General features: G+C 56.2%; 13 protein-coding genes and 1 pseudogene. 11 read left to right on the forward strand and 3 right to left on the reverse strand.

Features of this window, described 5'->3' with window-relative positions:
- Positions 1-3 precede the first annotated feature (3 nt).
- Positions 4-711 carry a 4'-phosphopantetheinyl transferase family protein gene (locus tag U0004_RS29860; protein WP_115057671.1) on the forward strand — a complete coding sequence of 236 codons (708 nt, stop codon included), beginning with the start codon at positions 4-6 and terminating at the stop codon, positions 709-711.
- Between the two features lie 53 nt (positions 712-764).
- Here U0004_RS29860 and U0004_RS30165 read toward each other — a convergent pair whose 3' ends face one another.
- Positions 765-929 (reverse strand): H-NS family nucleoid-associated regulatory protein, encoded by a 165-nt coding sequence (locus U0004_RS30165; RefSeq protein WP_115057672.1) that lies wholly within the window; start codon positions 927-929, stop codon positions 765-767.
- A gap of 194 nt (positions 930-1123) precedes the next feature.
- Between U0004_RS30165 and U0004_RS29865 the strand changes: the two genes are divergently transcribed.
- The 10 genes and pseudogenes from U0004_RS29865 to U0004_RS29910 all read left to right on the forward strand — a co-directional run.
- Positions 1124-1582 carry a hypothetical protein gene (locus U0004_RS29865; protein ID WP_070259974.1) on the forward strand — a complete coding sequence of 153 codons (459 nt, stop codon included), beginning with the start codon at positions 1124-1126 and terminating at the stop codon, positions 1580-1582.
- Between the two features lie 662 nt (positions 1583-2244).
- Positions 2245-2493 (forward strand): hypothetical protein, encoded by a 249-nt coding sequence (locus U0004_RS29870; protein ID WP_139144278.1) that lies wholly within the window; start codon positions 2245-2247, stop codon positions 2491-2493.
- A gap of 797 nt (positions 2494-3290) precedes the next feature.
- Positions 3291-4595 carry an HlyD family secretion protein gene (locus tag U0004_RS29875; RefSeq protein ID WP_231958632.1) on the forward strand — a complete coding sequence of 435 codons (1305 nt, stop codon included), beginning with the start codon at positions 3291-3293 and terminating at the stop codon, positions 4593-4595.
- 42 nt (positions 4596-4637) lie between these two features.
- Positions 4638-6773, forward strand: a complete 2136-nt coding sequence (locus tag U0004_RS29880; RefSeq protein ID WP_070259978.1) for a peptidase domain-containing ABC transporter — start codon at positions 4638-4640, stop codon at positions 6771-6773.
- 322 nt (positions 6774-7095) lie between these two features.
- Positions 7096-7572, forward strand: coding sequence for a hypothetical protein (locus U0004_RS29885; RefSeq protein WP_139144279.1), 477 nt, complete (start codon positions 7096-7098; stop codon positions 7570-7572).
- Between the two features lie 89 nt (positions 7573-7661).
- Positions 7662-8051, forward strand: coding sequence for a Mov34/MPN/PAD-1 family protein (locus tag U0004_RS29890; protein WP_327076268.1), 390 nt, complete (start codon positions 7662-7664; stop codon positions 8049-8051).
- Between the two features lie 442 nt (positions 8052-8493).
- Positions 8494-8793: a hypothetical protein gene (locus U0004_RS29895; RefSeq protein WP_139144280.1), complete on the forward strand. Its 300-nt coding sequence runs from the start codon at positions 8494-8496 to the stop codon at positions 8791-8793.
- 92 nt (positions 8794-8885) lie between these two features.
- The gene (locus tag U0004_RS29900; protein ID WP_081345892.1) at positions 8886-10289 is read left to right on the forward strand and encodes an SMI1/KNR4 family protein; all 1404 of its coding nucleotides are present in this window, start codon (positions 8886-8888) and stop codon (positions 10287-10289) included.
- A 254-nt stretch (positions 10290-10543) separates the two neighbouring features.
- Positions 10544-10852: a transposase gene (locus U0004_RS29905; RefSeq protein ID WP_070260010.1), complete on the forward strand. Its 309-nt coding sequence runs from the start codon at positions 10544-10546 to the stop codon at positions 10850-10852.
- Positions 10853-11002: 150 nt separating this feature from the next.
- Positions 11003-11146, forward strand: a pseudogene (locus tag U0004_RS29910) (transposase); the annotation flags it as partial.
- A gap of 45 nt (positions 11147-11191) precedes the next feature.
- Here the strand turns inward: U0004_RS29910 and U0004_RS29915 are convergent.
- Complete coding sequence (locus tag U0004_RS29915; protein WP_070259983.1) at positions 11192-13000, reverse strand: sensor domain-containing phosphodiesterase; 1809 nt, start codon at positions 12998-13000, stop codon at positions 11192-11194.
- Positions 13001-13007: 7 nt separating this feature from the next.
- Positions 13008-14729 carry a methyl-accepting chemotaxis protein gene (locus tag U0004_RS29920; RefSeq protein ID WP_070260012.1) on the reverse strand — a complete coding sequence of 574 codons (1722 nt, stop codon included), beginning with the start codon at positions 14727-14729 and terminating at the stop codon, positions 13008-13010.
- Between the last annotated feature and the right edge of the window lie 149 nt (positions 14730-14878).

Raw genomic sequence — 14878 nt, forward strand, 5'->3', positions numbered from 1 at the left:
GCGATGCAGATGCTCAAAGGGCAAGAAATCGCGCTATGGCAAATCGACCTCGACGCCAGCCACCTCGATACCCTTGCCGCTAGCCTGAATCCGATGGAGAGCGACAAGGCAGGCCGTTTCCACAGCCTTGCGCTGCAAACGCGCTACCGGCGCTCGCAGGGCGCCTTGCGCCAGATCATGTCAAGCTACCTGGACGTGCCGCCCGCCGCCGTCGCCTTCCAGCATGGCGCTTTCGGCAAGCCGACACTGGCCGGGCATGCACTGCAGTTCAACCTGTCCCACAGCGGCAACACGATGCTGCTCGCCATTGCCCGTCACAGCGTGGGCGTGGACGTGGAACAGTGTGCCGAAACGCCAGTCGATCTCGATCCTCTGCTCGAGCTGTTGTGCCACGCCGACGAGCGCACGGCAATGGCGGCCCTGGCGCCGAACCAGCGCAGGCAACTGTTTTACCCCTTGTGGACACGCAAGGAAGCGTATCTGAAGGCACTCGGCACAGGACTGAGCGTTGATTTCCGCCTCGTCAGTTTTGCGCCCGTGGACACCGGGATATGGCAGGTGCGGCATGACGGCATGCCCTCATCCGTTCCCTACTACTGCCGCGACCTGCCGCACAGCGATGCGGCGTTTTGCGCGACCGTTTGCTCGCAGCAGCCGCAGGCGCCGGTTAGTCTCCACTACCTGCTTGCTGAGTGCGGGCCCTTTGGGTAGTCGATATTCAAGAGCAGTTTCCGCTTTTTCCGAATTGAATCGCCACCAATAGCTTAGACTTTCCTGATCCATGGTTCTCGGACGATGAAAAACCGATGGATCGTGTCCGGGGTTTGGGTGTCCTTCCAGGCGACCAGCTCTTTCACCCAGTTCGGTTGGCGACCACGACCAGTCCAGCGGTGTTCTTGGCATTCACGATAGGAATTTCCGGCTTGCATAGGAATCGGTGGCTTATGCCAGGATCATCGGCATGCTCAAGAATGGTTCGCCGCTTTGACGCAGGAATCAGCGGCCATGCTGAAGCAAGAATTGGTGGCTGATCTGACGAGAATACGCAATCCCCGCCTTCAAGGTCAACAGCAAGCGCCTGCGCACCACCTTTGCCAACGAAACGGACGCGCGCGCGGCGGCCGTGGCCGAATGGCAGCGTATCTTGCGCGGCCTGGCCACCGTTGAAATGAGCCTGGCCCTTGGCAACCCGGCCGTGTTCCCGCAATCGCCCGTGACGGTGAAGGGTTTCAAGCCCGAGATCGACGCCACCGAATGGCTATCGGTCAAGGTCACGCACAGCCTGGGCGGCAACGGCTTTACCACGCGCGTGGAGTTTGAAACGAAAACGGAAGCGGTCGAGGCCGAGCGCGAGGAAGAGAAAGACCCGGACGAAGGTATCACGGGCGTGGTAGCCAAGTGGAAGGACGTGGCGGCGAAGAAGAAAAAGACGGGGCAGGAGCAGGCCGGCGCCACGGGTATGCTCAAGATGCTGGATCACACTTACAAGAGCAAGCAGGCCGCGAAGCGGGCCGCAATGCATGCATGGCGGCATATTGAGGAGGTACGCAATATCATCGAAGAAAACAGCGAGGGGCCTTAGCGGCCAATGCAAATAACGGGCGACAATAGCAGTAGAGCAGCATGATAGCGCAGCGTTTTCGGCTGCTAAAACTTTGTTTTCCCCATAGCGATCATCACTGGACACTCCTATCATTCCCCTCCGCAAGAAACTTGAATCAATCTGCGGTGTCCAGCAAACCCGTTGTGATTCGAGGCTATGCGTATGGCCGGATCCGACAAGTCACCTACCCATGCAACACTCTTTGTCACAGAATTATTTAAAAACAGTCCGCGGATAAAAATTTATAAAACACAAGAAGTTGCTTTCCTAAAAAAATCTTGCACGACGCACCCGATCAAGATGATCTTGATTGCAATCATTTAATTGCTGTAACGTTTTCAATGAGGCTGCCGATTCAAAATAAAATAAACCACAATCCGGAAAAATAAAAATATAATTTACATGCGCACCACCATGTAAGAGTGCCCGGCCAGAATATATATTTTACACTTTGATACCTTAGTTGATAATTTTTTAATAAATGAATGAATAGCTATCCTCCGCCAATAAATAAAAAAGTTGACACACCTTGCGGCACATAGTATAAATTCAATTGTTAAAAATATATTTTTGAATGAGCGAATTATTTTCGTTAAACTTCAACACTCCTATCGATGTAAACATTTGCAAGGATGTATTCCATGTCTATTCAAGAAATGACCGTTAGCGAAATTGATGAAGTAAATGGCGGCGTAACAAGTGGCCAAGTTCTAAATGCTGGAGCGGGAATTGCTGCAGTCGGCGCCGCTGCCTTTGGAGCTGTTGGACTGGCTGCTGCATCGCCGGTATTAGTTGCAGCTGGTGCTGCATATGGCCTCGTTTCTGCTGGCATGTGGGCGGCAGGCGCATTGAGCGATATTGGTTATTTCAAAAAAGTAACTGCGGCCTAAAATCCACGTACTCATTGAAATCGGGATGAATATCCCATCATAATAACTTCCTGCGGAAATTTTTTGGCAGCATGCAAAATCAAACCATCTCCGCAGGAAGCACACTTGTCACAAAAAAAATTTCCATGTGCATTATCAAAGTATTTAAATTTAATTAATTAAAAGTTAACATCATATGAAAAAATTACATACAAGCATATTACCTATTGCATTTATTAGCGCAGCATTAATCATCTTTTCATATTTCGCAATTTTCAAAAATCAATCAACTGCCAATCAATTAATTGAGTTCTCCATTGCACATCCATTAATTTTAAGCGGAATAACTTTATTTTTCATTTCACTGACATTTATTCTATTCTATTTTTACAAATCCAAAAAAAAATAAACTGACATTTCTAGAATTATTTTTACCATGAATACATAATTTTCATGAAAATTATAGTACATGATTTATCAGGCGTGGCTCCAAGCATCAAGTCGCTGCAGTGTGACAACATCACATTTATCCCGACATCACCCAACATTGTTTTTCCTTCAATGATGAAATTCATTATAAATTTTCCCATTGCGCGCTGGGTGATTCGTTTTTTTCGCATCAATCTTAACCAGCAATATATGCTGTAATTCTTTTTAAAAAGTATAAATAATTACACAATAGACAACAATATTTAATCGTGCAAATTTTGCTTCATAAGCAGTGGTAAATCCTCGATTTCCTCTATCAAATTCAAGATTGCTTAAATCCCGGCGAGGTCAATCCATGTCTTGGGTTCCTATTCGAAAAGAAAACTATTTTGCGTGACCAAGCCAGCGTTCCCGCCACCACCAGCCCCGCCCCGCCCGTCCAGCCCCTGTTTCGCCAGCAAGCCATCGAGCATCTGGGTAACAAGCAGTACGGTACGGTCTTACTGGCGCGGCCCGTCAGCCACCTGTTCCTGACCTGGCTGTTCCTCGTCATCGCGCTGGCCATCGTGGCTTTCTTCATCTTCTTCAGCACCACCCGCAAGGCACAGTCGCAAGGCGTGCTGCTGCCGACCAGTGGCGTGATCCGCGTCATGCCGGGCCAGGCGGGCGTCATTGCCGCAGTGCGCGTCAAGGAAGGGCAAGCCGTGCGCGCGGGCGAGGTGCTGTTCGTGCTGTCGGGCGAGCGCAGCAGCGCCAATGCGGGCGCGCCCCAGCAGGTCGTCTCAAACCTGCTGAAAAGCCGGCGCGACAGCTATGACGCGGAATTGCAGCAGTCGCGCCTGCAATCGCGCCAGCGCATGGCGGCGGGCCAGCGCCGCGCCAGCGACCTGGCGGCGGAAATCGGCCGCATGGATGACCAGATCGCGCTACAACAGCGCCGCATTGCCCTAGCAGAACAATCCTACCAGCGCTACAGCGACCTGAATACCACCAATTACATTTCATCCGCCCAACTGCAGGACAAGCAGGCCGAGCTGCTGGACCAGCACCAGCGCCTGGCGGAACTGCAGCGCATCAAGTCGGCCAGCCAGCGCGACTTGGCCACCACGGAAGCGGACGTGCGCGACTTGCAGGTGCAGGCGCAGCGCGACACGGAAGGCTTGCAACGCAATGTGTCCGCCATCGAGCAAGACCTGACGGAAAACGAGGCGCGCCGCGAAATCCTCGTCCGCGCGGCACAGGACGGCATGGTCACGGCCATCACCACAGAACTGGGCCAGACTGTCGCGGCCAACACCGTGCTTGCCTCGGTATTGCCGCAAGGCGCCCAGCTGGAGGCGGAAATCTACGCGCCGTCGCGCTCGGTCGGATTCATCAAGCCGGGCATGACGGTGCTGCTGCGCTATCAGGCGTATCCGTACCAGAAATTCGGCCAGTATCCGGCGCTGGTGCGCGAAGTGGCCAGTACCTCGTTGCGGCCTGAAGAGCTGGCGGTACCGGGCGCCGTCAGCGGCACGAATGGCGAACCCTTGTACCGCATCCGTTTGAGCTTGCAGCGCCAAAGCGTGCAGGCATATGGCGAAACCCTGCCCCTGAAGTCGGGCATGCTGGTCGACGCCAGCATGCTGCTGGAACAGCGGCGCCTGTATGAATGGGTGCTCGAACCCCTGTTCAGCATTTCCGGGCGCCTGTAAGCCCCCATATTGATTTTCCACAATACTTTACGTCTGCGCTGCATGCACCTCCCTGATCTCGCCCACCTGTCCTTCTGGCGCAGCCAGCGCCTGCCCGTCCTGCTGCAAACGGAAGCGGCCGAATGCGGCCTGGCCTGTTTATCGATGGTGGCCAGTTACTGGGGCCACCAGACCGACATTTCCAGCATGCGCCGGCGCTTTTCCGTGTCATTGAAAGGAGTGACTTTAAAAGGGCTGATGGCGATGGCGCAGGGGCTGGCCCTACATACGCGGCCCTTGAAACTCGACATGCAGCATCTGCCCGAGCTAAAGCTGCCCGCCATCTTGCATTGGGACTTGAACCATTTTGTCGTCCTCAAGTCCGTCTCCGGCAGCCATGCCGTGATCCATGACCCGGCCGTGGGCGAGCGCCGCCTGCCGCTGGCGGAAGTGGCGAAACACTTTACGGGCGTGGCGCTGGAACTGATACCCACCGCCGAATTCAAAAAGGCCGAGGAAAAGCAGCAGTTTTCCCTGCTGTCGCTGATGGGGCGCGTGGTGGGCCTGAAACGCGGCCTGCTGCAATTACTGGTGCTGGGCCTGGCCTTGCAGGTGTGCGCGCTGGTGGCGCCGTTCTACATGCAATGGCTGGTCGACGAGGCGCTACTGGCCGGCGACCGCGACCTGATCACCGTGCTTGGCTGCGGTTTTCTGCTGCTGGTGCTGGTGCAAACGGCAATCGGCGCCGTGCGCTCCTGGATCACTACCGTGCTGGCCACCAATTTGAATTTGCAATGGCTGGGCAACGCTTTTGCTCACCTTTTAAAATTACCGTTGCCGTATTTCGAGAAGCGCCACACAGGTGACATCGTCTCGCGCTTCAACTCCATCCAGACCATGCAAAGTAGTCTGACGACACAATTCGTCGAAGGCGCTATCGATGGCGTGCTGGTGCTCGCTACCCTGGGCATGATGCTGTTCTACAGTCCGCTGCTGGCGGGCGTGGCCTGCATCGCCGTGCTGTTGTATGTCTTGCTGCGCTGGGCCCTGTTCAAGAACATGCGTGAGGCGACGGCCGAACAGATCATCCACGCGGCCCGGCAGCAGACGCACTTCCTGGAATCCGTACGCGGCATCCAGAGCATCCGCCTGTTCGACCGCGCGGCTGAGCGCCGCGCCAGCTGGACCAACGCGCTGGCCGACCAGTTCAATGCCGATCTGCGCATCGCCAAGCTGTCCGTGTCCTACCAGACGGTTAATACTTTGCTCTTCAGCGCCGAACGGGTGATCGTCATCTGGATGGCGGCGCTGGCGGTGCTGGACAACCGCTTTTCGGTCGGTATGCTGTTCGCCTTCATCAGCTACAAGGACCAGTTCAGCCAGCGCATGGCCAGCCTAATCGACAAATTGTTCGAGCTGCGCATGCTACGCCTGCATGGCGAGCGCGTGGCCGATATCGTTCTGACGGACGCGGAAGTAGACGGCAGCGACGTCGAGCTGGACATGGACGATATCTCGCCGTCGATCGAGATCCGCAACTTGGCTTTCCGCTACGCCGACAGCGAACCCTATGTATTGAGCGGCCTCAATCTGAGCATTCCCGCCGGGCAGTGCATCGCAGTCACCGGCCCGTCCGGCTGCGGCAAGACGACCCTCATGAAGTTGCTGCTGGGCTTGCTGGAGCCCACCGAGGGTGAAATTCTCATCGGCGGCATTAAGCTGGGCAGCCTGGGCTTGACAAACTACCGGCAATTGCTGGGCACGGTGATGCAGGAAGACTCCCTGTTTGCCGGCTCCATCGCCGACAACATCAGCTTTTTTTCCCCCTCCCCCAATGTCCAGCAGGTGCAGGCTTGCGCGCAACTTGCGGCCGTGCATGTGGAAATCGCCGCCATGCCGATGGGCTTCAACACCCTTGTGGGCGACATCGGCAGCGGCCTGTCGGGCGGCCAGAAACAGCGCATCTTGCTGGCGCGCGCCCTGTATAAGAATCCGAAGTTGCTGGTACTCGACGAAGCCACTAGCCATCTGGATGTATGGAATGAACAAGCGGTGAATGCTGCAATACAAAGTATCCAATTGACACGTGTGATCGTCGCGCATCGTCCAGAAACTATAGCCATGGCGCAAAGGGTAGTCGTGCTACAGCAGGGCGAAATTGTGCAGGATGATATCCGGGAGACGAAGGCGCCAGCTTAAATTTTTGGCATTGTATTGCACCAGTAGAGTATACGCACTACGCACCTGATCCATAGTTCTTGAAGGATGAAAAATCGATGGATCGTGTTACGGGCTTGGGTGGCCTGCCAGGTGTCTGGTGAGCGATCTCGTAGCTGCCTGATCCAACGACGAGATCGGGCTTGACCTGCCTATCCTCCGTACCCTGTGGAGAGTCCTGCCGCGTTCAAGTAAAAGCTGGATTTCCTTCGCCATAATGGACGGCGAAGGATGTCATATGCTACTGAGGCAGCCGCGGTAGTCCTTGGCACACTATATAGCAGTAAACCTTCCGGATACGTCGGTGAAAGCGATGGGTGTAATGGTCAAAGAAATGAACCTTACGGAGGCGGACTTGATTGTCGATGCTACAGCGGAAGGTGCCGTTGCGAGCTACTTAGCCAAAAAATACAAAAAAAAGGCCACACTCACCGTATGGATAGAGGGCGCTGGTGTGGCGGTTGGTGGATTTTTGCGAGCAGGAGAAGGACATGCTTGTTCACATTGTCTGACTACGCACAATCGTAACGGCAAGTATAGAACGACAGTTGAGCTTATACCGCCGAAATTTGAGGGACAGGGGTGTGAACAGGACTATGTGCCATTTCCGGCAACGGTTTCAATTAAGGCCGCTTGCTTAGGTGCCGAAATGATTATGGATTGGGTTGCTGGAAAGGTCCAGCCGACACTTCGCACGTCAGTTCTGAGTAATGAATTCACTTCTGCATCAGCGCTGGCAACTCCTGAACCTATCGAAGGCTGCCCTGCATGCACTACCTAGATTTGTGGAAAGTCGATGATGGCGGGTTTCTGCTGCTCAGCCCAGAAGTAATCAAAGTGTTTGAGAAGTATGCCCAGGTTGACTCAACCATGCCGGAGAGTGGCGGGATACTGTTGGGGTACGTAAGGGGCCAACATCTGGAAATAATCGAAGCAACAGAGCCAACCTCGGCCGACAAGCGAAGGATGTTTTTCTTCCTAAGGCGTCCACAGGGTCATCAGGAAATCGCTCGGCGTCAATGGGATGAAAGTCAGGGCCTGATTCGTTATTTAGGGGAGTGGCACACACATCCCGAGAATGTTCCGTTACCTTCCTGCTTGGACAGGCGGGAATGGCGAAACTCTGCCTCCAAGCGAGCTGATGGCAGGTCGCAGGTTGGACTCATTGTCGGCAGAGAAGACCTTCATATTGAGCTAACTTATCACAGTGGTAAATATACAGTATGTCGTAAGCAGTTCGAATCTGAGCATGTACGCTAACGTGCCAAGAGTTCCGGCTTGAGCATCTGAATCGCCACCAGTAGCTTAGACTCTAATGATCCATAGTTCTTGGATGATGCAAAACAGATTGATCGTGTTAAGGGCCTGGGCGTCCTGCGAGGCACCTGGTGTGCGATCTCGTAGCTGCCTGATCCAACGACGAGATCGGGACTGGCCTGTCTATCTCCTGCCCTGCAGAGACTCATGCCGCGCACCAGCAAGAGCTGCTTGAGCTTTGGTGGATTCCACCATGAACTCTTCCGTGGCTAAACCTCTTGCAACGTTAATCCTGGGTTTCGCGGTGCGCGGAGCAGTCGATTCGATCTATCTCTCGCATCATTTCCGCTCTGCAACGATGCATTTAAGTTAAAGTGTTGCGTTGAACGATTGAGTCCGCAGCCAAGAGCGGACCTTCAGTTATGGATGTGAAAGGGAAAGATAGATGGCAGTGCAACCGAAAACTCCTCAAGAGAAAAAGTGCCTCAGCTACGAGAAAGACCGCCGCAACACGTATGGTGAAAACAGCAAGGCCTCACGCAAAGGCATCCCGCTAGCTAAAGCACGAGCGAACCGTTCAGAGCGGCATGCGCAGAATCACGTTCTCGCGACAGCAGTTGGTGTTGAGAACAGCGACGCCATGGCTGCTGTTGAAAATCTTGTCCGGAGTACGGAACCTCGAGACTGGCGTAAGTTCCCGGACACTTCCCTGGGTGAAGTCTTGGACCGGAAAGCTAACAAGTAACAGTCGTCCGCTTCGGGGCGGGACCTGGCAACGACGGCAACCGGCCAAAACCTGCCGTTGACAGCGACTTCATCTCTTATAGTTTTTCTTACATGGCGAATCTTTTCTTAAAATTTCTTAATGGCCTGTCGGGAAGTTTGAAACCTAAGCCGACAACAAATAGCCATAGTAAACAAATCCAACGTATCAAGACGAAACTAACGAACGCGCAGAAGGCAGACAAGGAGCTCAAGGTCTTTGGCGCGGATTCTCATCAATATAGAATCAAGCCGCCGGCGCCAGAACGCGAAGTCAGTGCCTTCGAAAAACGCTTCTCACTGGTTTTGCCAGAATGTTATCGTTCTTTTTTGACTTCGCTGGGCAACGGCGGACAATCTACTTGCGGATCAGCCGCAGGGCCATTTTATGGAATATATCCGCTTGGTCACGGTGTAGATGAACTCGCCGAAAGACCGGCATCACATTTGAATAATCCTGCAATCATTAATCCCGCCATAACAGACGAGGAATGGGAAAGATTGATAGAGCGTATCAAGGATGATGACGAAATCTCGGACGAGGAATATGAAAAGGAGCGAGAGAAAATCTACGGAGGGCTATTGCCAATCGGCTCACAGGGATGCACGTGTATTCACGCCCTCGTTCTAAATGGCCCGCATGCTGGTCGGGTTGTGAACTTGGATCTCGACTTACATCGACCGCAGTTCGCGTTCGAGATGAATTTCCTTGATTGGTATGAGCGCTGGCTTGACGAAGTAATAGCCGGTTATCTAACGGAAGGTGGTCCGACATGGTTCGGTTACACAATGAGAGGCGATGACAATCAGCTAATGCATGCGTACGCTGAGGCGAATAACCGTGATACGAAACTTGAGGCCCTCAAGGGACTCACCAAGCTTGCTACTGCGACCGACGAGAATTGCCGCAAACTGCTTGAGCTTTGCGGTGAAGAAGACGCGGAGATTCGCCGCCTCGCGCTCGCGATGCTGACTAAATTTTCGTACCTCATGGCCCGGCAATCCCTTCATGCGCACATTCTTAGTGACGATTATGATTGCCTCGCGGCCTGCCAGAACATTAATTGGTATGCCAAGAATAAAGCGAATGAATGGAGCGCCTTGCTGAGAAGTCGCCTACCGAAAGTCCATACGTCAGAGACATTTCGAGTGATATCTTATCTACTGGTGGAGTCGAGCATGGATTTTAGCGAAGACTTCAGGCCATTCTGCACGCATGAGGATGAAAACATTCGCGTGACCGCATTCTATTCACTCGGGAAACTGAGAAACAAGAATAATTTGGTTGATCTTTTCATTCTCGGATTGGATGATATTTCCGCAAAAGTCGTTCACTCAGCACTTCAGGCACTTGCAGGCGTCCAGGACCAAAGACTTCTAAAGGCATACGATCGTGTTTTGGAAAGGTTCAAGACCGATGAAAATTACGTTTTGACCAACCTGAAACATCGATTTAAGGAGATGGGGCGGATCATCTAGCGGTTTAGATAGATACTGGGCTAAGCGAACAAGTTGGCTAAGGATCTAGGAGCGCAAGCCGCGTAAGCTGCGGTGGAATTTGAAGTAGCTCCAACTACAGCAGGCCGTGCCCGCTTCCGCACACCGTTGAGCAAACAAGTTGATGGGTTTTCCCGGATCTCCGACAGTCCGCAAAGGGGCGGAAGCGGACTGTAGTGGTTTAATGTACCCGGACACTGATTTAGGCGAGAATGCTCGCCATAGAGAGGTGTTTGATGAGCAAGCAAAGACGTACGTTTCCCCCTGAATTCAAACAGCAGGCAGCATGCTTGGTGCTGGATCAAGGATACAGCCACGTGGAGGCAAGCCGGTCGGTCGGCATCGGCGAATCAGTGCTGCGCCGCTGGGTGCAGCAGCTTCAGTTAGAGCGGCATGGCATCACGCCACAGAGTAAGGCAATGACGCCTGATCAGCAGCGAATACAGGAACTCGAAGCACGCATTGAGCGTCTCGAGCGGGAGAAGTCTATTTTAAAAAAGGCTACCGCGCTCTTGATGTCGGAAGGGATAGAACGTACGAGGTAATCGATCAGATTTGTGGTGACGAATCAATCGAGTTGATCTGCGCGGTGTTCGACGCAGCGCGGTTATGCCTGTATGCGTATCGGGAGCGCGCCCGGCACATTGATGTTGAGCGCATGGCATTGCGTAGCCGCGTGCACGAGCTGTTCGTCGATCCCCAAGCGCTGGGTGGTAGAGCGCAGCTTTGCCTAGCTGGAGAAAAACAGACGACTATGGAAAAACTGCGAACGATGGCTCAACACCCGCTTGCAGTTCATCCACTTGACGTTCCTGGCGATGCTGATCAGGAGATCGTGAACACGTTCTAAGAATATCTTCGCACTCCTCGTCTGCGCCCGAGAGCTACAGGTGATCGAACGTTGCCCGTAGATGCACTGCAAAGGCCTCGGCGGTTAGTGGCTTGGCCATGTAGTAACCCTGTGCTTCATCCACGCCCCACTCGCGTAGCAGCGCCAAGGTTTCCGCTGTTTCGACGCCTTCGGCTACGATGTGGTACTCCAGCTCCTTAGCTAGAGCAATCAGCGACTGTGCGATGCGCCGGTCGCGCGGGCTGGTGTCGAGGTGGCGGATCAGCGACTGGTCGATTTTCACCACCGAGGCCGGAACTTGCTGCAGGTAGGCGAAATTGCTGTAGCCAGTACCGAAGTCATCCAGGGCCAGTCCCATGCCCAGCGCACGGATCTCGTGCAGCAAGTTGAGCACCGCCGGGCTATGCATCCACAAGCCCTCGGTGCACTCGATCTCCACCATGGACGGCTCGATCCCGGTTTCCCGGCAAGCCGCTTCAAGACGTTTGATCAGGTCCGCCTCCTCGAAATTGGGCGCCGCCAGGTTGATGGCGAGCTTGACCGGCAAGCCCTCGTCCTTCCATGCCGCCATCTGCCGCAGAGCCGCCGCGACGACCCATGCCGACACGGGCCGAATCAGGGCGGTGCGCTCGACCAGCGGGATGAATTCCGCCGGCGAAATCGGCCCCAGCTCGTGATGCCGCCAGCGCAGTAGCGCTTCTCCGCCGTGATAGCGGTTGCTGCGCAAGTCCAGTTTGGGCTGGAAGTCCAATGTCAGGCCGCGCCCGTCCGCTTGATTAGGCAGCAGCGCATCCTGAATGTCATTGAGCAAGCGGAAACGCCGCTGGTGCAGCACATCGGCTTCGGCATCATAGTCGGACCAGCGCTGGCGCCGTGCCAGCGCCTCGTGCAGCGCAGCCACTGCCTTGCGCGGTGCATCGCGCAGGCTGTCGTGGGTCGGTTCCACGCGGACAATGCCACCATAGCTGGGCAGGTTCAGGGGAACTGCCATACTCTCCACCGGCTCTTCCAGTGCCGCCGTCAGGCCGCGCAGATGCAGGCCCAGCGTATCGCCCCTGCCTGCATGCGAGAGCAGCGCGAAGCGGCCATCACTGATGTGATACACGTCGGCCTCGCCCCTGAGCAAAATCTGCAGGCGTTGGCCGACGTTGCGGATCAACTCGTCGTGGATGCGCGGGCCCAGTACGCTAGCGATCTCGAAGGAAGTAGTGGCGTCGGGCATGTCGATGTAGGCGAGCGAGCGAAGGCTCGTCGACGCGCCCTGCGCCGACGCATCGACCGGCACCAGCGACGCCAGATCCTCGCGCAGCTGGTACTTGTTGGGCATGGCGGTCAGGGAATCGACCCGTCCGATGGCACGTCGCAGCAGCAGCGGCGACATGGCCAACGCGGCCAGTTGTTGCAGTTGCCGGCGCTGGGCAGCGTCAAAGCTTCGGCGCCGGGTATCGGTCACGCACAGGGCGCCGATGGCGTGGCCTTCGGGCGTGAGCAGCGGCGCCCCCGCGTAGAAGCGGATGTACGGGGGGCCTGCGACCAGCGGGTTGTCGGCGAAGCGTGCATCGGCGGCAGCGTCCTCAACCAGCATCAGGGCGCGCTGGCTGACGGTATGGTCGCAGAAGGACAGCTCACGCGAGGCCGCGCACATATCAGGGCCACTTTGCGACTTGATCCACTGTTGCCGAGCGTCGATGAGCGAGATGTAGGCACCGCTGACCTCGAACAGGGAGTGGCACAGGCGAGTGATGTTGTCCAGGTCTTCGGAGGTGCCCGTGTCGAGCAAGTGCAGGGCATGCAGCGCGGCCAGGCGCTGCGGTTCATCGCCGGGCCGGGCCGTCAGGGCCATCCTGTCGTTAGCCACGGGCACGCTTGCCGACGTTGACCAGGCGCAGCGGGGGCGGCGAGGCCGGTTCCGCGATTTGCACAGTGGCATCTTCGAGAGAGAGGGCAAGGTCCATGACCTGTGCCGCCGGAGAGGGCCTGCCCAACTGGAACACCCCTACGGCGTGCGTCAGGTGCCGGGCCTGGTCTTGCAGACTACCCACGGCGGCGCTGGCTTGTTCCACCAGGGTGGCGTTCTGTTGTGTGACCTGGTCCATCAGCGCGATGGCCTTGTGCACCTCTTCGATACCCAGGCTTTGTTCACGGCTGGCCGAGGAAATCTCGCCCATCACATCGGTGACCTGCCGCACGCTGGCCACGATCTGCTCCATGGTCTCGCCGGCGCGTTCGACCAGGCGCGTGCCTGCCTCCACGTTGTCCACCGAGGCATCAATGAGCTGTTTGACCTCCTTGGCCGCTGCGGCGCTACGCTGGGCCAGGTTGCGTACCTCGGTGGCCACCACCGCGAAGCCGCGCCCCTGCTCTCCGGCGCGTGCCGCTTCCACGGCGGCATTCAGGGCCAGGATGTTGGTCTGGAAGGCTATGCCGTCGATCACGCCGATGATGTCGACGATTTTGCGGGAGGAGGTATTGATTGCTGCCATGGTGTGCACCACTTCGTCCACGATGGCACCGCCTTCTTTGGCGATGTCCGAGGCGTTGTGGGCCAGTTGGTTGGCCTCGTGTGCATGGCCGTCATTCTGCTTGACGGTGGCGGTCAGCTGTTCCATGGCCGAGGCGGTCTCTTCCAGGGAGGCGGCCTGGTCTTCCGTACGGGCCGACAGGTCGCCATTGGCGGCGGCGATCTGGGCGCTGATGGTGGCGACACCGGAGGCGGCATCCCGTACCTCGGTCACGGTACTGCGCAGATTGCCGCTCATCTCGGCGAGCGCGGCCATGATGCTCTGATGCTTGCCGGACTCGACCCGCCGCAGCGTCACGGTGTGATACAGCTCGCCGCGATCGACCGCCAATGCCAGCTGCTTGACTTCGTCAGGCTCGGCACCCAGGGCGCGGCCGATGCTGCGGGTGATCAGCATGGCCAGGACCGCGCCGGCCACCATGGCGATCGCCAGCAGCACCAGCATGAAGGTCTGGAAGCCGCGTGCCGTCGAACGTGCCTTGGCCGATTCGGCCTGACTCATGCTTTCCTGCAGATCGATGAACGCATTGACCGTCGCCAGCCATTCGATAAAGGCCGGCTTGGCCTCGGCCAGCATGACCCGGCGCGCGCCATCGGCGTCACCGCTGGCGCGCAAAGCCATGATGCGCGCGGCCAGCGGCACACTGCGGGCTTCTACCGCCTTGATCCGGGCCAGGGCCTCGCGCTCCTTCGTATTGGGTGCATGTACTCCATGGGCGGAGAAGATCTCATCGAGGGGCTTGGCCGACTGCTGGTAGTCGGCGTCGAGGCGGTCGATCAGCAATACGACATCCTTGACCTCGGTATCGCCTACCAGGGTCAGGTCGCGCAGGGCGATAGCGCGGTCATGGACGCTGCCACGAAAGTTGATGGCATAGCGTTGCTTGACGTTATTGTCCTCGCTCACCGTCGTGAGGCTGCCTTCGATCGAATTTACCTTACGGATGCTCACCACCGTCAGCACCAGCATCATCGCCAGCACCAGGGCAAAGCTCAGCCCAAGCCGGGCGGCGACACTGAGCGTTTTTTGTTTCTCATGTGCACTGATCATTTGTTTCCCTTGTTGTATAAATTGCTCAGGCACCCTGCCATTTTGGCTGATGGCCCCGCCATCCTGGTCGGAACCGGCGTTCATTTGATAAGAGACGATGGCAATCCCCGCACGCGAAAACCGAACCATGCGTCTGGCGCTTCAACGCA

It is taken from the genome of Janthinobacterium lividum (assembly GCF_034424625.1).
In the GTDB taxonomy this organism is placed as follows: domain Bacteria; phylum Pseudomonadota; class Gammaproteobacteria; order Burkholderiales; family Burkholderiaceae_D; genus Janthinobacterium; species Janthinobacterium lividum.